General features: G+C 39.9%; 13 protein-coding genes. 11 read left to right on the top strand and 2 right to left on the bottom strand.

Translation table 11 applies throughout. The features are described 5' to 3' along the window. Window positions 1-26 precede the first annotated feature (26 nt). From BUF11_RS05400 to rpsO, 3 genes are all read left to right on the top strand, one after another. On the top strand, window positions 27-704 hold the full coding sequence (locus tag BUF11_RS05400; RefSeq protein ID WP_073587705.1) for a Crp/Fnr family transcriptional regulator: 678 nt from the start codon (window positions 27-29) through the stop codon (window positions 702-704). 128 nt (window positions 705-832) lie between these two features. Next, on the top strand, window positions 833-2,449 hold the full coding sequence (locus BUF11_RS05395) for a SulP family inorganic anion transporter (protein WP_073587704.1): 1,617 nt from the start codon (window positions 833-835) through the stop codon (window positions 2,447-2,449). 140 nt (window positions 2,450-2,589) lie between these two features. Then, window positions 2,590-2,856, top strand: coding sequence for a 30S ribosomal protein S15 (gene rpsO / locus BUF11_RS05390; RefSeq protein ID WP_073587703.1), 267 nt, complete (start codon window positions 2,590-2,592; stop codon window positions 2,854-2,856). 47 nt (window positions 2,857-2,903) lie between these two features. Here the strand turns inward: rpsO and BUF11_RS05385 are convergent, their stop codons facing one another. Beyond that, window positions 2,904-4,301: an NAD(P)/FAD-dependent oxidoreductase gene (locus BUF11_RS05385; protein WP_073587702.1), complete on the bottom strand. Its 1,398-nt coding sequence runs from the start codon at window positions 4,299-4,301 to the stop codon at window positions 2,904-2,906. A gap of 224 nt (window positions 4,302-4,525) precedes the next feature. Between BUF11_RS05385 and BUF11_RS05380 the strand changes: the two genes are divergently transcribed. From BUF11_RS05380 to BUF11_RS05365, 4 genes are all read left to right on the top strand, one after another. Then, window positions 4,526-5,113 carry an AAA family ATPase gene (locus BUF11_RS05380; RefSeq protein WP_073587701.1) on the top strand — a complete coding sequence of 196 codons (588 nt, stop codon included), beginning with the start codon at window positions 4,526-4,528 and terminating at the stop codon, window positions 5,111-5,113. 236 nt (window positions 5,114-5,349) lie between these two features. Further along, complete coding sequence (locus BUF11_RS05375; RefSeq protein ID WP_073587700.1) at window positions 5,350-7,407, top strand: methyl-accepting chemotaxis protein; 2,058 nt, start codon at window positions 5,350-5,352, stop codon at window positions 7,405-7,407. A 54-nt stretch (window positions 7,408-7,461) separates the two neighbouring features. Continuing rightward, a complete protein-coding gene (locus BUF11_RS05370; RefSeq protein WP_084558461.1) occupies window positions 7,462-8,274 on the top strand; it encodes a DNA-3-methyladenine glycosylase family protein in 813 nt (270 codons plus the stop codon). A 67-nt stretch (window positions 8,275-8,341) separates the two neighbouring features. Next, a complete protein-coding gene (locus tag BUF11_RS05365; protein WP_073587698.1) occupies window positions 8,342-12,577 on the top strand; it encodes a 2-hydroxyacyl-CoA dehydratase in 4,236 nt (1,411 codons plus the stop codon). Here BUF11_RS05365 and BUF11_RS05360 read toward each other — a convergent pair. Then, window positions 12,537-13,262 carry a D-alanyl-D-alanine carboxypeptidase family protein gene (locus tag BUF11_RS05360; protein WP_073587697.1) on the bottom strand — a complete coding sequence of 242 codons (726 nt, stop codon included), beginning with the start codon at window positions 13,260-13,262 and terminating at the stop codon, window positions 12,537-12,539. The genes BUF11_RS05365 and BUF11_RS05360 overlap by 41 nt on opposite strands. Before the next feature lie 268 nt (window positions 13,263-13,530). Between BUF11_RS05360 and BUF11_RS05355 the strand changes: the two genes are divergently transcribed. The 4 genes from BUF11_RS05355 to BUF11_RS05340 all read left to right on the top strand — a co-directional run bounded on the left by BUF11_RS05355 (window position 13,531) and on the right by BUF11_RS05340 (window position 19,795). Beyond that, the gene (locus BUF11_RS05355; protein ID WP_073587957.1) at window positions 13,531-14,559 is read left to right on the top strand and encodes an asparaginase; all 1,029 of its coding nucleotides are present in this window, start codon (window positions 13,531-13,533) and stop codon (window positions 14,557-14,559) included. Window positions 14,560-14,736: 177 nt separating this feature from the next. Beyond that, on the top strand, window positions 14,737-16,053 hold the full coding sequence (locus BUF11_RS05350; protein WP_084558459.1) for a D-alanyl-D-alanine carboxypeptidase family protein: 1,317 nt from the start codon (window positions 14,737-14,739) through the stop codon (window positions 16,051-16,053). A 133-nt stretch (window positions 16,054-16,186) separates the two neighbouring features. Beyond that, window positions 16,187-16,471 (top strand): hypothetical protein, encoded by a 285-nt coding sequence (locus tag BUF11_RS05345; protein WP_073587696.1) that lies wholly within the window; start codon window positions 16,187-16,189, stop codon window positions 16,469-16,471. 120 nt (window positions 16,472-16,591) lie between these two features. Continuing rightward, on the top strand, window positions 16,592-19,795 hold the full coding sequence (locus BUF11_RS05340) for a DEAD/DEAH box helicase (protein WP_073587695.1): 3,204 nt from the start codon (window positions 16,592-16,594) through the stop codon (window positions 19,793-19,795). Window positions 19,796-19,875 lie beyond the last annotated feature (80 nt).

The raw sequence follows: 19,875 nt of genomic DNA, 5'->3' as shown, positions 1-19,875 counted from the left end.
AAAATAGAGAAAGGAAAAGAATTAAAATGCATCATTCTGTTTTAAATTGCAGGTTATTTGCTGATATTCCGGAAGAAGAGATAGACAGTCTCTTATTATGCTGTAAAGCAAGTGAGAGAAGTTATCAGAAAAATGATTTCATATTCTATCAGAAGGACAAGCCTGAATACCTTCATCTGTTATTGGAAGGTGAAGTAGCGGTGTGCAGGGACTCCCCTTCGGGAAGAAGAAGTCTTGTGGCTTCTTTTAACCGCGGAGGCGATTTATTTGGTGAGGTCTATGCCTTTTTAGACCGGCAGGAATATGATTATTACGCTGTGGCGGTAACCGCAGCAAAGGTTCTCTGGATTCCAAGAACTTTTCTTTACAGAAATTGTAATAATCAATGCAGCTTCCATACGAATTTAACACTTAACATGCTTAATATATTGGCAGGGAAGGCATATTTTCTGAATCAGAAGCTTCAATACCTTTCAGGAGAGACCATAAGACATAAGATAGCAGCATTCTTACTAAAACATAATAAGGGAGATAATAAAGTGGTACTGCCTATGAACAGAGAAGAAATGGCTGACTTTCTTGGCGTAACCAGGCCTTCCTTATCCAGAGAGTTTATGAAAATGAAGCAGGAGGGCATTATCGATATCAAAGGAAATTGCGTTACCATAATCAGGGAAGAAGAGCTGGAGGACCTCTTTGGTTAAGAGAAACTTCAAAATTCTAAAAAAAATATTAAATTAATCTAAAAACTTTGCATTTTACAGCTAGCAAAATCCTGCATTTGTGTTATACTAATAAGCATTTGAAACTTACATAAAGGATGAATAGACAAATGCAGCTTACATTTCTGACAGAATTAAAAAATGAATTCCAAAGTTATAACCTGACAAAATTCAGCAAAGACTTAATGGCAGGTCTTACAGTTACTGCCGTGGCTTTGCCTCTTGCACTTGCTTTTGGTGTTTCCAGCGGTGCCGATGCAGCTTCCGGGCTAATTACTGCGATAATAGCAGGTCTGATAGTCAGCTTTTTTTCAGGAGCCTTTTATCAGATATCAGGGCCAACAGGAGCAATGGCAGCAATTTTAATGTCGATTATAGCAAAATATCATATGCAGGGAGTATTTATAGCCACCTTAATAGCCGGAATACTGCTGGTAATAGCCGGTATATTGCATTTAGGCAAGGTTACTTCCTTTATACCGTCACCTGTTATTACCGGATTTACCTCCGGGATAGCTATTATTATCGTTTTAGGCCAGATAGATAATTTCTTTGGCGTACACTCAAAAGGAGCAACTGCTTTAAGTAAGCTTTTTAGTTATACAAAGCTTGGCTTTGTGCCGGATATACCGACCCTTTGTGTTGGATTATTTGTGGTATTGTTAATGATGTTTTTCCCAAAGAAATGGAATAATATAATACCGGCCTCCTTGCTTGGCATCATCCTTGCTACGGCAGCAAGTATATTGTTTCACCTTGATGTAAAAACAGTAGGAGAAATACCCCAAACACTCTTTCCGGCAGAAAGGCTCCGTCTTTCAGGTATCACATGGGAACATATTGAGGGATTATTTTCACCCGCTGTAAGCATTGCAATGCTATGTATGATTGAAAGTCTTCTGTGCGGAGCTTCTGCCGGCAGAATGGCAGATAAGGCCATGAACAGTGACCAGGAGCTTATTGCACAGGGAATCGGAAATATGCTGATACCCTTTTTCGGAGGGATTCCGGCAACAGCAGCTATCGCCAGGACCAGTGTTGCCATCAAATCAGGCGCCAGGACCAGACTGACCGGTATCATTCATGGAATTGGACTTTTAATTGCTATGTTTTTACTAAGTCCCGTAATGTCAAAAATCCCTTTGACTGCTCTGGCAGGCGTCCTGATAGTTACAGCATGGAGAATGAACGAATGGCCTGCTATCCGTTATATGTTCTCCCGTAAATTCAATGGTCCGGTTATAAAATATGCTATTACAATGGTTGCTACAGTTGCCTTGGATTTAACAACAGCGATTCTTATCGGTGTATTGCTGGGGCTGTTTATGTTTGTTATAAAAAGCGCTGATATCCAGATAAGCATTGAAGAAGTAGACCCCATACGTATTGGAAAAGATGATAATACGAATGTAGATAACTGGTGCGTGGTATATATCGCAGGTCCCATGTTTTTTATGACTGCGGATACTGTTAAGAAGAAATTGAGTACTTTACATGACCGTGATGTCGTAATCCTGTCTTTAAGAGGAGTATCCATGGCGGATATTACTTCCGTCGGGGTAATAATGGATTATTACAAGCAGGCCAAAGAGAGTAAGACCACCGTTCTTTTTTCTTCCATACAGCCTTCTGTTATGAAGGTTTTCAGGCAGGCGGGACTTGTAGAAGCAACAGGAGAGGAAGCCTTTTTTTACAGCGTGGATAAGGTATTGCTGGAGCTTTTGTAATATAATTTTTAGGCTTATCCTTTACAAATGAGGTTTAGTATGTTACAATAACTTGCGTACGTTTAAAACCGGTGCCAGGATTTGGGACACTCCGACCTAATTCTTAGTACCAGGCGTTAACGATTAAAGGAGGAATTATCATGATTAGCAAAGAAAAGAAACAGGGAATTATTGCAGCATACGGAAGAACACCAGAAGATACCGGTTCACCGGAAGTTCAGATTGCTCTTTTATCTGCAAGAATCAACGAGTTAACAGAACATTTAAAGAGCAACCAGAAAGATCATCATTCAAGAAGAGGTCTTTTAAAGATGGTTGGTCAAAGAAGAGGTCTTCTGGAATACTTAAAGAAGACTGATATCGAAGGATATCGTAAATTAATTGAGCGTTTAGGCTTAAGAAAATAATAAAAAGAGCGGCTAAGCCGCTCTTTTTATTTATCCGAAAAATGAATTTATTTGGATAATTTCTTTAATATGCTTCTCGCCACACTGATACCGTTTGCAGAAGCCTGCTGAAGACCTCTGGTTACAGAAGCGCCGTCGCCAATAGCGCGAAGTCCTGAAACACTGGTTTCGAAATCTTCATTTACTACGACCTTATTGGAATAGAATTTAACCTCCACACCATAAAGAAGGGTTTCGTCACTTGCGATACCGGGAGTTACCTTATCAAGGGCAAGTAACATTTCTTTTATATCAACCATAATACGGTGAGGGAAGACTAAGGACAAATCTCCGGGAACGGCATCTTTCAAAGTAGGTATCAGATTGTTTCTGCAAAGTCTTTCTTCTGTTGTTCTTCTTCCTCTCTGGAAGTCACCAAAGGTCTGAACTAAAATCTTACCGTCACAGAGCATATTGCTTAACTGAGCAATATATTTACCGTATTCAATAGGGGTTTTAAAAGGTTTGGTAAAGTTTTTGGATACCAGAATCGCAAAGTTCGTATTGTTTGTTTTAAATTCCTTAGATTTATATGCGTGTCCATTTACAACAGCAAGCCCGTTCTCATAGTATTCTGTTGCAACCTCACCGGAAGGATTGGAGCAAAAGGTTCTTACCTTATCATCAAAGGTAGGAGTGTAGTAAACAAGCTTTGCCTCATAAAGGTTTTTATTCAGGAAATCCATAACTTCATCCCTGACTTCTACGCGGACACCGATATCGACTGTACCGACTTTTGTTTCAATGCCATGTGCCTGGCAGATATGGCTGAACCAATCAGAGCCTTCTCTTCCGATTGCGGACACGATCTCATCGGCATAGAGAGTCTCATCTGCACAGATAATACCTTTCACTTTTTTATCTTCTATGATAATATCCTGTACCATGGTATTAAACTTCATTTCCACACCTAAGGAGAGCAGATGCTCCTGCAGTCTGGTATATATTTTATATCCTTCTTCTGTTCCTAAGTGACGGATGGGACATTCAATCAATTTAAGATTTGCATTAATTGCCCTTCTTCGTATTTCTCTGATTTCTTCATCCTTATCCACACCATATACATTGGTATCTGCACCGAATTTCAGGTAGATATCATCAGATTCTTTTAGCAGTTCGACGGTTTTTTCATAGCCTAATATTTCAGGAAGATTTCCGCCTACGTCAGGAGAAAGGGAGAGCTTACCGTCGGAAAAGGCACCGGCGCCGGCAAAGCCTGTGGTAATAGAGCAGGGTTTACAGCCAACACATTGTTTGGTAGTCCTCTTGGGACACATTCTTTTCTCAATCGGGCGGCCTTTTTCAACCATAAGGACTTTTAGGTCTTTATTCTTATCTTTGAGCTCGTAGGCACAAAAAATACCGGAAGGACCGGCACCAATAATAATTACATCATATTTCTGCATTAAAACACTCCTTTGTAAGGTATAAGTTTCAAATTGCCAGAGCAATTCTATCACATAAGCGAAAAGAGTGCAAGTAAATAATTATGAATTTTAAAGAGCCTTTCCATTTGGATATACCTGTTATTTGGTTTCATGGGTGCGCCCTGGTATTTCCATACCAGCATATTGATAAATTTAGAAATTTGCGGTAGAATTAACAAAACGGTACAATAAAGGGGAAGCTTATGAAAAAATTAATATTGGTTACATCACCGCCAGCCTGTGGTAAGACTTTTGTGTCAAAGGAACTTAGCAAGGCATTAAGCCATGTGGTTTATCTGGATAAGGATACCCTGATATGCCTTTCCAAACAGATCTTTAAGGTGGCGGGAGAAGAATACAACCGAAGCTCTGATTTTTTTGAGGAAAATATCAGAGATTATGAATATGAGGCAATTGTTGCATTGGCACTGGAGGCTTTGGATTATGATGATATTACTCTGATCAATGCACCTTTTACCAGGGAAGTAAGGGATAAGGTCTATATAGATAGCTTAAAAGAAAAGCTAAAAGAAAAAGATGCCAAGCTCGTTGTAATTTGGGTAGAAACCTCTATTGAAGTATGCAGGCAGCGTATGATCGAACGAAATTCAGACAGAGATACCTGGAAGCTTACGCATTGGGAAGAGTATATAGCAAGCTGTAATTTTAATATACCTACGGAATTAGATGACCCGGAAGTACTGGATGACCTATTAATATTCCATAATTCCTCCAAAGAGGAGTTTGACCAATCCTTAAAGAATTGTGTGAGAATTCTGGAAGAAAAATAATAAAAAGAGTTGTTGTATAGCTAACTGTTACCGTTAGAATACAGCAGCTCTTTTTGATTTTTGTACTAAATTTTGGTTAATTTAGAAAAAGTATATATTATGATAATGAGTAAATGTAAAATGAGTGTTAAGGAATTGAAATAAACACGAAAAATGTAATAATATAAAATATTATGTGACAAAATGTTAAAAAAGTAGTATAATTCATACAAACTACCAAACAAGGAGGCATGCTTATGGGTTTTAAAAAAATCACATCTCAGCTTTTAACGGTTTTATTAACGGTAATTCTGGCATCTATGCTTTCACTGTCCTTTATCAGTTATTCCCAAAGCGAGAATATCATAAAGGGGCAGATTCAGACTATGATGAATTCCGAATTGGACAAGCAAAGGAATCTGATAGAAACAAAACTTCTTAGAATCTCCTCTATGGCAGTTGATTTAGGCAGCAGTGTGGAAGCAACTTATGCCAGTACGGCACTTAACCAATATGAAGAATTGCTTTCTGCTATGGTAAAAGAAGATAGTCTGATATTGGGCAGCGGAATATGGTTTGAGCCCTATGTCTATGACAAAAACGAAAAGTACATGGGTCCTTATGTGTACAAGGATGGAGACAAAACAGCCGTTACCTATGAATATAGCAATGCGGAATATGACTACTTTTCCTATGACTGGTACAAAAATGCCAAAAACGGAACCGACCCGGTCTTTTCAGAGCTTTATTATGATGATACTCTAAAGCTTACTATGATGTCCTGTACGGCACCAATGTACACTTTGGATAAAAAGTTTACCGGAGTTGTTACCGTAGACATGCAAGTCAGTGATATTCAGGATTTGACGAATAAAATTAAACTTGGTGATACGGGTTCTGTTTTTCTGTTAAATAAGGATGGCTTATTTATAACAGGTACCGATGCGGATGGCATATTAAAAGAAAACATAGTGGATTCCAAGAATTCCTCCCTCAAGAAGCTTGGAACGGAAATCATAAAGAATGAACAGGGTGAAGGCAGTTATACGGAAAGCGGTAAGAAATACCTTACTTATTACAGAACGATTCCTGGTGTCGGCTGGCATATTGTTGCCAAGGTGCCGGAGGCTGAAACGAAAATGCCCTTAAAGGACCTTAGCCAAAAACTTATTATAAGTCTTTTGGTATCAGTCATAATTACCGGGCTGCTTATTATTCTTCAGGTCAATGCAATTACAAGGAAAATCAAGAAAGCTAATAATTTTACCATGAGTCTTGCAAAGGGTGATTTTACCCTGGAACCGATTCCGATAAAAGGAAGAAATGAATTAAGCCAGTTGGAAGTATCTTTGAATAAGATGCTTACAGATAATAAGGCGGTTATTCAGTCTATTGCAGGCGGTGCAAGCGGAATATCTAACGCAGGAGAGAGCCTGGAAGTGGTTGTACATAAACTGACAGAGCAATTCCAGAGTATAAATACATCTATCAGAGATATCAATGAGGTAATGATGAGCTCCAGTGCTTCTACGGAAGAAGTCAATGCATCGGTAGAAGAGGTACATTCCTCTATTGACGTACTTACTCAGGAAACAGAGACCGGAAAAGACCTGGCGGAAAACATTCATAGAAAAGCACAGGAAGCGGAAAGAAAAAGTGAAATATCCTATGAGAAGGCCCAGGAATTGATTCAGGCAAATGAGAAAAAATTGCTTATCAGCCTGGAAAATGCTAAAATCGTGGAATCAATTGGTACTATGGCGGGACAGATTGCAGAAATTGCAGAACAGGTTAATCTGCTTTCCTTAAATGCTTCCATTGAAGCCGCCAGAGCCGGCGAACATGGAAAAGGCTTTGCTGTTGTTGCAAAGGAAATTGGTACTCTTGCATCGATGACCACTCATACTGTTGAAGATATTAAGAATACCATTGATAGAGTAACGGGTGCCTATAAGAACCTTATGGACAATTCTTCGGAAATGCTGGAATTTATGAAAGTAAATGTTGCCGGTGATTACCGTGAATTTGTTGACACAGCAAAAGAGTATGATCTGGAAGCAAGTGCCATCAGTAAGAATATTGAAACCATATCACGAATGACAGAGGGAATTGACAGAATAAGCTCGGAGGTAACAAAGGCTATTTCTGAAATCGCCCAGGGGGCGCAGATAACAGCTGAGAGCAGCAGTGCCATTCTTGGCAATATTGACGGTCTGTCGGAAGTGGTGAAAGAAGTAGCATCACTAATTGAGAAGGAAAATGAAATATCTGGTAACCTAAACCACATGGTTGCAAACTTTAAAATAAATGGTTAAAATGAAAGGGCAACATGTTTAGAGGCAAATAGAATCAGATATGAGGTCATTGTATTGATTATAGAAAACAGTAATTTTATTTTGGAGCATATTGCCTCCTCAGGACAATGCTTCCGAATGAACAAAATAAAGGAGGCAGAATTTTCTGTCATTGCAGGAGGAAAAGTTCTGTTGCTGAAGCAGCTGGAAGAACAAAAGGTTCTCCTATCCTGTTCTGAAAAGGATTTTAAGGAATTCTGGAAGGATTACTTTGATTTGGATTATGACTATGAGGGTATTGTAGGCGGCCTGGTTACCGGTGAGGACGAATTCTTAAAGAAAGCTGCGGCCTACGGCTACGGTTTAAGAATTCTTAAGCAGGAGCTCTTTGAGACACTGATAACCTTTATCATCTCCCAAAGAAAAAGTATTCCGGCCATAAAGCGCTGTGTAGAGGAACTTTGTCAAAGATTTGGTGAAAGAAAGACAGATACCGCTGCTAATATGGTATACTATACCTTTCCTTCACCCGAAAGCTTGGGAAAGGCTGGAAAAGAAGCTTTAAGGGAGGCAGGACTTGGCTACCGGGATGAATATGTAAGGCAGACAGCACTGGCAGTTGCAAAGGGAGATATTGATTTAGACTGCCTTAAGACCTTAAGCTATGAGGAAGCGCTAAAGGAGCTTATGAAGCTGCCGGGTGTCGGGATTAAAGTAGCAAATTGTGTGGCGTTGTATGGCCTTCACCAGATTGATGCCTTTCCCGTTGATGTGTGGATTGACAGAATATTAAAAGACATTTACAGCAATAAGTTTGATGTTACAATTTATAACGGCTATGCCGGCATTGTCCAGCAATATATGTTTTATTACATAAGGTCCTTATAAGAATATACAAAAATTGAATGACTCCTGTCTTTCCTGTCCATAATTAGGAAAGACAGGAGGTTTTTTTGTGGAGAATAATTCAAAAATATATAAAATAGGCTTGGACATCGGTTCTACTACCATTAAAATAGCTGTTTTAGACAGTAAGAACCGGGTCCTTTATAAAGAATACAAAAGACATCTTTCGGATTTAAAGAATACGGTCCTATCCGTTGTTTCATTATGCAAGAACTGCATGGGTGATATATCCTGCAAGATAATCATAACAGGTTCGGGTGGATTATCCATGGCAAAATGGCTTTTACTTCCCTTTGAACAGGAGGTAATAGCCTGTACCAGGGCAGTGGAGACTAATCTTCCCCTGGCTGACGCCGTGATTGAGCTTGGTGGTGAAGATGCAAAGGTTACGTATTTAAGACCTGTGACAGAACAGCGCATGAATAACAGCTGTGCAGGAGGAACAGGCGCTTTTATCGACCAAATGGCAGCCCTGTTTCACACGGATGCTGCCGGTCTTAATGAATACGCGAAAACGGCAAAAACAATCTATCCCATAGCTTCAAGATGCGGGGTATTTGCCAAGACAGATATACAGCCGCTTTTAAATGATGGTGCCAGAAAAGAGGATATAGCGGCATCTATATTTCAGGCGGTAGTTAATCAAACGGTAGAGGGCTTGTCCTGGGGTAAGCCCATCAGGGGAAGGGTTGCTTTCCTTGGAGGGCCTCTTTATTTCCTGACAGAGCTTAGGAAGCGTTTTATAGAAACACTGAATACAGAGGAGGTTTTACTGCCTGCTGACGGATTATTCTTTCCTGCTATCGGAAGCGCACTCTTAACACGGGAGAAAAAGTACGAAGCAGAGAAAGTGATAACCTTACAGGAATTGGAGGAAAGAATAAAAAAATTAAAGGCGGTAAAGGAAACAAAAACACTTCCTCCTTTATTCACCTCTCTGGAGGATTACAAGAACTTTAAAAGACGGCATGAAAAATGCGACTGCAAACGTATGCCCCTTGCAGAATATACGGGAGAGGTATTTTTGGGAGTCGATGCAGGCTCTACCACTTTAAAGGCAGTTCTGATAGGAACGAAGGGAGAGTTACTATACGAGCATTATGAAAAATCTGCCGGTGATCCGGCAGGAAAGACTTTAAAGGTACTGGAAGATATCTATGAACAGCTTCCGGCGGATGTAAGAATTGCAAGGAGCTGTGTAACAGGCTATGGTGAAGAATTAATCAAAAGAGCTTTTCATATGGATTTAAGTGAGATAGAAACCATTGCCCATCTAAGAGGAGCAAGATTCTTCGAGCCCAAGGTGAATTTTCTTCTAGATATCGGCGGACAGGATATGAAGTGCCTAAGGCTAAAGGATGGAAGTATTGATAATATACTTCTAAATGAAGCCTGCTCCTCCGGCTGCGGCTCCTTTTTAGAAAGCTTTGCCGAGTCCCTGCAGCTTACAGCAGAAGAATTCGCAAACCTTGGGCTGTTTTCCCTGGCTCCTGTTGACCTTGGAACAAAATGCACGGTATTTATGAATTCCAAAGTAAAGCAGGCACAAAAGGAAGGCGCCGAAGTTTCCGACCTTTCAGCGGGGCTTTCTTATTCTGTCATAAAAAATGCGCTGTATAAAGTTATCAAGGTACGGGATGAGAAAGAATTAGGAGATTATATTGTAGTACAGGGTGGAACCTTTTTGAATGATTCGGTGCTTCGCTGCTTTGAACTCATCACAGGAAAGCAAGTCTTAAGGCCAAAAATTGCAGGTCTTATGGGAGCTTTCGGAGCAGCTCTTTTAGCAAAGGACAGTTATGAGGAGGGGAACCGCACTACACTAAAGGATAAGGAAATATTAAGGGGCTTTCATATCGAAGTAGAGAGCAAACACTGCGAGAGCTGTACAAATCACTGCTTATTAACTATTAACCACCTAAGCGAGAAGGAATTTTTTATTACCGGCAACCGGTGTGAACGGGGACTAAAAGGGGAAGGAAGGAATACCCTCCCCCTCCCTAATCTATATGCCTATAAATACAAAAGGATTTTTTCCTATAAACCGCTTTCGAAAGAAGCGGCAGCCAGGGGAGTAATCGGTATTCCAAGAGCTCTTTCCATGTATGAAAGTTATCCCTTCTGGTTTACCCTTCTTAAATATCTTGGCTTTCGGGTCATTTTATCTTCCCCTTCTTCCAAGGAGATTTATCAAAAGGGGATGGACAGTATTCCGGCTGATTCGGTATGCTATCCGGCAAAGCTTAGCCACGGGCATGTGGTAGACCTTATTGAAAAAGGTATTAAAACTATCTTTTTTCCATCTGTTGTGTATGAAAAGAAGGAATATGAAGAAGCAGACAACTGTTTTAACTGTCCTATCGTAATTTCCTACGGAGAGGTGTTAAGAAACAATATTGAAGCAGTAAAGGGAATTACTTTTATTTCTCCCTTTTTTAACATGAATGATGACAGCTTGCTTGCCGGGAATGTTGTAAAAGCTTTTGAAAACTTTCAGATAACGTTAAAAGAGGCAAGGGAAGCGGTAAAAGAAGCCAGAAAAGAGTTTGAGGCCTTCAAAGAGGATATCCGAAAAAAGGGAGAAGAAGCAATCACTTTTCTGAAAGAATCGGGTAAACAAGGCATTGTCCTTTGCGGTAAGCCATACCATATTGACACAGAAATTAATCATGGAATTCCTGAGATGATTGAAAGCTATGGAATGGCTGTACTGACAGAGGACAGCATTTCCCATCTTGTTCCCTTAAGGTCAAAGCTTCGTGTGGTGGACCAATGGGCTTATAATTCCAGACTGTACCGTGCGGCGGAAGCCGCAGGGAGGGAGGAATGCCTGGAATTCGTCCAGCTGAATTCCTTTGGCTGCGGATTGGATTCCGTTACCTCTGACCAGTTAATTGAAATCCTCCGTTCCCATAATAAGCAATATACCTTAATCAAGATTGATGAGGGAATGAATCTGGGGGCAGCAAGAATCAGGATACGCTCTCTTATGGCTGTATCCGAAGAACAAAGAAAAAGGATACCAAAAACAGAACACTTCGTGGACTATGGCTACCAATATAAGCCGTTTACCAAAGAAAACAAAAAAAAGCATACCATACTGGCACCGCAGATGGCCCCCATGCATTTTGAGCTTGTAAAGGAAGCCGCCCATGCAAGCGGATATTTTTTGGAAATACTGCCGGAAAAGGATGACGGTGCAATTGAGGAAGGCTTAAAGTATGTAAACAATGACGCCTGTTATCCAGCCATCCTTCTTGTCGGACAGATCGTTCATGCTTTGAAGTCAGGTAAGTATGATGTCAATAGTACCTCTGTCATCTTAAGCCAGACCGGAGGCGGATGCAGGGCAACGAATTATATGTCATTTTTAAAGCTTGGTCTAAAGCAGGCCGGTTTTGGGGATGTACCGATTATTTCCCTAAATGTAGCAGGACTGGGAGAACAACCGGGCTTTAAACTGTCCCCGGTGTTTGTCCAGAGGTTGATGATGGCGATAATCTACGGAGATTTATTCATGCGCCTCTTATACGGAACCAGACCCTATGAATTGAAAAAAGGAACCTCTGTAATTCTTTATAACAAGTGGAGAGAAATTGCAAAGGAAAATATACAGAATGTACGCAAAAGGCAATTTGATAAGAATGTCATAGAAATCATCAGGGAATTTGATGAAATGGAAGTGGAAGCGGCAAGAAAGCCAAAGGTTGCTATTGTGGGAGAGATTCTTGCCAAATACCATCCGATGGCAAATGAAGATATTATAAAGACCCTGGAAGAGGGAGGGGCAGAGGTGGTGCTGCCGGATTTTTTGGATTTCTTCTTTTATTCCCTTTATAATTCAAAGTTCAAATACCAGTACCTGGGCGGCAAGAAGTCCACAATGGATGCCTGCACACTGGGAATTCATTATCTTTCCTACTACCGGAAAGCCATTGTCAGAGAGCTAAATAAAAGCAAGCACTTCCAGTCACCTTCCTCCATAGATGAGCTGGCAGGAAAGGCAAAGGAAGTGCTGTCATTGGGAAATCAGACAGGAGAGGGATGGCTGATAACAGCAGAGATGATACACAACTTAGAAAACGGTATTCCAAATATTCTCTGCGTACAGCCTCTTGCCTGCCTGCCCAACCATATAACCGGCAGGGGAATGTTTAAGGCTATCAAAGAAAGATATCCGAAAGCCAATATTATGCCCATTGACTATGATCCGGGGATTTCACAGGTCAATCAGATAAACCGTGTCAAGTTAATGCTCTCTGTTGCTTTAAAGACAGAGTCATAACAAATCCGTCAATATTGTTTCCGCTGACAGTAAAGGGGATATTATCTGCTATCTCTACAGTTGTAGAAACATTTTCATCAGCCTTTACGGAGAAAATTTCATAGAGATTTTCCTTGTCGCGGTAGCAAAAAGCCTTTTGTCTTGCAGAATATTCCTCAATGGTTTTTAAATATTCCTCCATGGTAATATCCAGCTCCTCCATGATAACAGAATGGGGGTAGCCTACATAGCGAAAGTGGCCCGGTTGGTATTCTACACCTGTAATATTCTCTTTTGTTTTGGGATATCTTTCGATGAACCCATATTTTGAGGCTAACTTTCGAAATTCCTGACAGATTCCCTTTTTCGGAAAACCCCGTGACATAAAGACTTTGCTTATGACGTTGGCGGAAAGATCCACCGCAAGTCCGGTTGAATGTTCTTCATCCTTTGACAAGTCGGCGTAAGCGGAGGATTTCTGGTAACCTTTAACCGGGACAATGTCATTTCCGCATTCCAGTTCATTCATTAAATGGGACAATTCCTTTGCTGCCAGATAATCTAACAGTATATTGTGGTTCCAAAAATCAATATTTACCAAAGCGGTATCATTAGCCGCATATTTTTCTTCGATGGGATGCTCCTCATTGACAAGGATTAAATTCCCTTTATGTATATTGCTGTTCTCCAGTGTAATTTGCTTCATAAACTTACCTCATTTCTATTCCATAAGAATAGTTCTTTCATAACCATATTATAGCAGACAGAAGCTTTCTTGTGTTTTAAGGTGCTCTTATGAAACCTTAAGATAATCTTATGAAAAGAAGCTAGGGGATTAAGAACCTTAAGAATTTCTTTAAATGCCTCCTAAGATTCGTTCAGAAACCAATTGCAAATCCAATATTCTTGGCATATAATACACCTTGAATAAACGCAGAATGCATTACAGAATAAACAGAAGCGGGGGAAAGACCTTGAAAAGGGTACTTGTATTAACAACAGGCGGAACGATATTAAGTTTTAGGACAGCAGAAGGGCTAAAACCTGTAAAAGAGGATGTAACGGAGCTTTTGAATGAAAAGCTCTTAAAGCTTTCAGGTGAATATGAGATTGATGTGGAGACGGTGTTTAATAAAGACAGCAGCAATATTGTTCCGGAAGACTGGTATATTGTAAAGGACTCCATACAACGGAGCATTGATAAATATGATGGAATCGTAATCCTGCATGGTACGGATACCATGTCCTACAGTGCTGCAATGCTTTCCTTTTTATTTGCGGAAGTGAATAAGGCCATTATTCTTACAGGGTCACAGATACCCCTGTCCTACAAGGACAGTGATGGAGGTAAGAATTTAAGGGATGCTGTAATAGCTGCCGGAGATTCCAGGTTAAAGGGAGTGTTTGTTGTATTCCATGATAAGGTGATCAATGGTACCAGGGCTTATAAACGAAGCTCTATTAATAAAGATGCTTATATCAGCTGCAATTACCCTTATGTAGGAGTTATAAAGGACAATAAGCTTTTTATTACCCAGGAATACAGGGATATGAAGGATAAGGAACATGATGCAGGGTTAAAGATACTGGAATTAAAGGATAAGAAGATACCAAAGATATTTGTTTTAAAAATGATACCGGGGATTGAGGCCTCCCTCATTGACTATATATTAAAGGAAGGCTACCAGGGAGTTATTATTGAAGGCTATGGCCTTGGAGGTATGCCGGTAGACAATAAGGAACTTATGGCTAAGATAGACCTTCTTGCCAGTAAGAGGATACCGGTTATCATGGCAACTCAGTGTGTTTATGACGGGGTAAACTTAGATACCTATGAAGTGGGAATGACTGCAAAGAAAAACGGGATTCTTTCTGCCTATGACATGACTACGGAGGCAGTGTATACCAAGCTTATGTGGGGGCTTAGCTGTACGGATTCCTATGAAGATTTGGTGAAATTATTGCAGACAAACCTGTGCGGGGAGCTGGCAGTGAGGTATTAGATTGAAAAATGCAGTGTATTTTTCAATTTCTATTTGGACAGTAGCGTGTAGATTGCAAGCAATCTACTGGCACCTGCGATATGCACGGGAATTAACATCAGTTTCTTTCAAAATATGGGATATCCGAAAGGGGCATGCAATAGAATATTGATAAGGATATTTTAGGATGCCGCTGATATGAAAAATCGGATAATATCAATAATTCTTATCATTATTGTGCTGGCAGTGTTTTCCACAGTTCAGTATAATGCTGTATTAAAACAGCTTACATATGACAGACTGGTAACCAAGGAGTTATTAAAAGAAAAAAACCCCGACATAAAGAAAAGAAATGTAAAAGAGGAGAAGCAAGAGAAAGAACCGTCAGGAAATGTTGAAACGAAGGAAACGAAAACAAAGTCAGATACGGATGCCGAGGATGGTATAAAGAAGAGTAGTTTAACTGCCAAAGCCGCTGCCTTAGTAGATGCCAGTAACGGAAGGGTACTTTATGAGAAAAATGGCTACGAAGAGCTTCCCATGGCAAGCACAACCAAGATTATGACCTGTATTGTTGCCCTGGAAAATGCCAACTTAGATGATGTGGTGACTGTCTCAAAATACGCTTCCAGTATGCCGGATGTCCAGTTAAACATGATAGCCGGTGAAAAATTTTATCTTAGAGACTTATTGTACTCCCTGATGCTAGAATCCCATAATGATACGGCAGTAGCTATAGCAGAGCATGTAGGAGGCTCTGTCACCTGTTTTGCCATGATGATGAATGCAAAGGCAAAGGAATTAGGCTGCGAACATACGAGTTTTGTAACACCTAACGGTCTGGATGCTGACGGGCATTACACCACAGCAGTAGAATTGTCCCGGATTGCAAGCTATGCCATAAAAAATAAGGAATTCTTAAACATAATCAATACACCTTCCTGGCAGTTTACTGATATTACCAAAGGAAGGACCTTCGCGGTAAATAACAAGGACAGATTTCTGTCCATTTATGATGGGGCTATCGGTATCAAAACAGGCTTTACCGGAAAAGCCGGTTATTGTTTCGTAGGAGCTGTTCAAAAGGACGGTAAGACCTTTATATCCACGGTACTTGGCTCCGGCTGGCCGCCTCATAAGAACTATAAATGGGCAGATACCAAATCCCTGATGGATTACGGTATGAAGAACTATGAGATGAAGCAGGTGTTTTATACCGACAAGAAATTCGACCCGGTTGCTGTAGTGAAAGGGAAAGAGAATTATGCCTATCTTTATTATGAAGGAGATATTTCGCTTTTAATAAGAAAAGGAGAAGAGGTCCGCGTTGATTATAGCCTTCCATCAATATTAAAGGCTCCGGTTGTGTCTGATACACAAGTGGGAACTGCAAAATATTATATCGGAGATGCTATTATAGGTGTGGTTCCAATTCTTACGAAGAATTCGGTTGAAAAGATAGATTTTACCTATTGCTTTCAAAAACTTTACAGGATATGGCGTCATATGAAGTGATATAAGGTATCAATTAGTACTGCTATTATAATTCTGACAAATTTATTTCATATTTCTGACGATTTTCTGAAACTTTTCCTCCTTTTGCGTCGTCTAATTATTAAAGCGCAGAACGGTCAAAAGGGGGATTAGTATGAAAAAGCAGAGCATCTGTAAAAATAAATGTAAATACCACATGATTAAAATAGGTTTTCTTTATGCGGCATTGTCCCTGCTTTTTTTCTTTTGGGAGACCTATTACATCATAGATGGCGGTGAAGAGTTAAGCAGGATGCTTATCCCTTTTATCGGATTAATTCTTTGTCTTGTATCAGGAATTATCTTTATGATAAAAGACAGATCAAAATATTCCAAAAGAAATACCAAATCTTATGAGAAAGAAGGGCAGAGGGTATCTGCCAAGGAGTATTGCCTATAATATACATATCTCTTTTTTCTTTATTTTCTTTGCATTTCATACGGATTTTGCTTAACAAAGTATTTTAGTATATGCTATAATATAATGATGCAAAGTATGGACAGGAAAAAGGAGACTGAAATGATACGGTTATCCAGAATGGGAATTAGAAATTTGGCAGCCAGCGAAACCGCCTATGCAAGAGGCTTGCAGAATTATAAGCAGAATTGTATCGTAAATGCAACCTGGTCAGGTCATAAGAATCAATATCGTATTACAGTAAAGGATACCTTTGAATACCAGGTGATTGTTCAGGTTTTCGAAGATGGATCCTTTGATTATAAATGCAATTGCCCGGAACACATAAAGGATAACGGAGCCTGCCGCCATGTAGTTGCAGCTCTTTTCTTCGTGTTGAATTATGTAGAGCGTTCCATGATGGAGGAGCCCGAAAATCCGGAAGAAAAATTAGTCTATCAGATTCTTGGATATTTTAACAATCAGGAAGATGCCATAACAAAGGGTGAGACCTTCCATATTAAGCCTGCGTTGTCTATTCCAAGTATTATCAGGGGAGATATGGGAGCGGCCCTGTTATCCTTAAGGGTGGGAAATCACCATTATTATAAGGTGCAGACGGTAAAGAAGTTTCTTTCGGATATGTACAATAAAGAGACAATCATTATCGGAAAGGAATTCAAATTCATTCCCGGAGAGAGTAAATTTGATAAGCATTCGCAGAAGATATTGGATTATATACTGGAAATCTATGAAATTCAGGAAGGTATTGATAAGCTGTTTTATTCCAGGCTATTTTCAAAGACCAATGTAATCCTTACGAAAAATATGCTGCTTCGTTTGCTTACGCTTTTAGAGGGTATGGATTTTGCCTTAGAGCTTTATGGCAAGACCTATGAAGAAGTTGTTTTTAGGCAGGACAATCCAGTGTTAAACTATGATTTATCCTTGGAGGAAGACGGGATTATCATGGATTATGCTGAAAACAACGGAGTAATTCCAATTATGCAGTCGGGAGAGCTTTTATTCTTTAAAGATTGTATCTATAAGCCTACCAAGCGCTTTTTAAACAATTATCTGCCCTTTTATAACAACTTAGGTGTCAACAAAGAAGCATTGGTATTCAGAGGACAGAATAAAAATAAGTTTCTGGAAACCGTATTGCCGCGAATTACAGAAACACTAAAGTTAAACGTTCCGAAGGAAATAAAGGACCGTTTTATTGTTGCGGACCTGGAACCTATCGTATATCTGGACAGAAGCAAGAATAATATCCATGCAGAGCTAAAATTCCGCTATGGCACCTATGAATTCAATGCCTTTGATAATGCCCCCATTGACAATTTTATTATTGTCAGACAGCCGGAAAAGGAAGAGCATTGCATTGAATTTTTGGATAAACTCGGATTTCAGCCAAAGCAGCATGGCTTTTTTATGCGCAATGACGATGAAATCTACCAGTTCCTGACCGGTTCCATCCATGAGCTGGCAGAATTTTGTGAGCTTTATTATTCAGAAGGCTTTAAGAAAATAAATATCAAAGCTCCCGGTAATGTAAGGGCTGGCCTTCGGGTCAGCAATGGACTGAATCTATTGGAAATGGATTTGAATTATGAAGGAATCCCGGGAGAAGAATTAAAGGAAATGTTCCGTTCCTTCCGCTTGAAAAAGAAGTATTACCGGTTAAAGGACGGAAGCTTTATTAATCTGGAGGATGACAACATTTCCGGTGTATGGGATGTTCTAAACAATCTGGGTGTGGCAGGAGATATGAACGGAGAGACTGTGGGTGTTCCCAAAAGTGCGGCAGTCTATCTGAATAATGTACTGGATACAAGCAAATATCAGGTGGTTAAGGAAGAAAGCTTTAACCGTCTGGTAGAGGCAATTATCAATCCCAGCAGTATTGAATATGAGATTCCAAAAGGAATCCAGGCAGAATTAAGAGGATATCAGGTAATTGGCTTTAAGTGGCTTATGACATTGTCTGCAAATCAATTGGGAGGGATACTGGCCGATGACATGGGACTTGGTAAAACTCTTCAGACAATTGTCTATATCGCAGCCGTTAAGGAAACATATCCGGACAAGAAGTTTCTGATAGTATGCCCTTCCTCCCTAACCTACAATTGGCAGGATGAGATAGAGAATTTTGCTCCGATGCTTCGTACGGCAGTAGTTACGGGGACTCCTAAAGAAAGGCAGGAACTGATAGAAAATACGGAGGAAACGGATGTACTGATTACTTCTTATCCCTTAATCAGAAGAGATATCAGCTTTTATCAGCAGCATTGCTTCCATACGGTATTTATTGATGAAGCGCAATATATCAAGAATGCAGATTCTCTTAACGCCAAATCGGTAAAGTTACTGGAAGCGGAACATCGTTTTGCCCTAACAGGTACTCCCATTGAGAATTCCCTGTCGGAGCTTTGGTCCATCTTTGACTTTATTATGCCGGATTATCTTTTTAACCACGCAAGGTTTGTCAATCAGTATGAGAAGCCTATTATGCGGGAAGAACAAGGGGTCCTGGAAGATTTGAATAAGCGGATTCTTCCCTTTATCCTTCGAAGGATGAAGAAAGATGTACTATTGGAGCTTCCGGATAAAGTAGAAACAAAGATGTTAACGGATATGCTGGAAGAACAGCGTAAGATTTACATGGCTTACGTTGAAAATGCTAAGAATGAAATAAATATTGAGATTCAGGAAAAGGGGTTACAGAAAAGCAAGCTGAAAATTCTGGCGGCATTAACAAGATTGCGTCAGATTTGCTGTCATCCCGGAACCTTTCTTGAAAACTATAGCGGCGGCAGTGGTAAACTTGAGCTGCTGATGGAAATTATTACGGATTGTCTGGCGAACGGACATCGAATACTTGTATTTTCCCAGTTTACCTCCATGCTTTCTTTGATTGAAAAGGAATTGGAGCAAAGTAATATCAAAAGCTTTTATCTGGAGGGTTCTACAAAGGTAAAGGATCGCAATGAATACGTAAAACGCTTTAACCAGGGAGAAGGAGAGGTGTTTTTGATCTCCTTAAAGGCCGGAGGAACAGGACTTAATCTCACCGGAGCAGATACCGTTATCCATTATGATCCATGGTGGAATCCTGCAGTAGAAGACCAGGCAACTGACAGGGCATACCGTATTGGGCAAAAGAATTCCGTTCATGTCATTAAGCTTATAACCAAGGGAACTATAGAAGAGAAGATATACAAATTGCAGCTTAAGAAAAAGAACTTGTCTGACTCGGTCATACAGTCACAGGAGGTATTTATCAATTCCCTTACAAAAGAGGAGCTTGAGGATATCTTTAGTTAATTTCATAAAAAGAAGGATTAGAAGAAGGGCTGTTGCATTTTAAATTACTTTGCAATAGCCCTTCTATTAAGAATATTATA

Origin of the sequence: Anaerocolumna xylanovorans DSM 12503 (genome assembly GCF_900143645.1) — a bacterium.
Classification (GTDB): domain Bacteria; phylum Bacillota; class Clostridia; order Lachnospirales; family Lachnospiraceae; genus Anaerocolumna; species Anaerocolumna xylanovorans.
The sequence above is the reverse complement of the archived record's forward strand: the minus strand, read 5'-3'. Positions and strand labels throughout refer to the sequence as shown.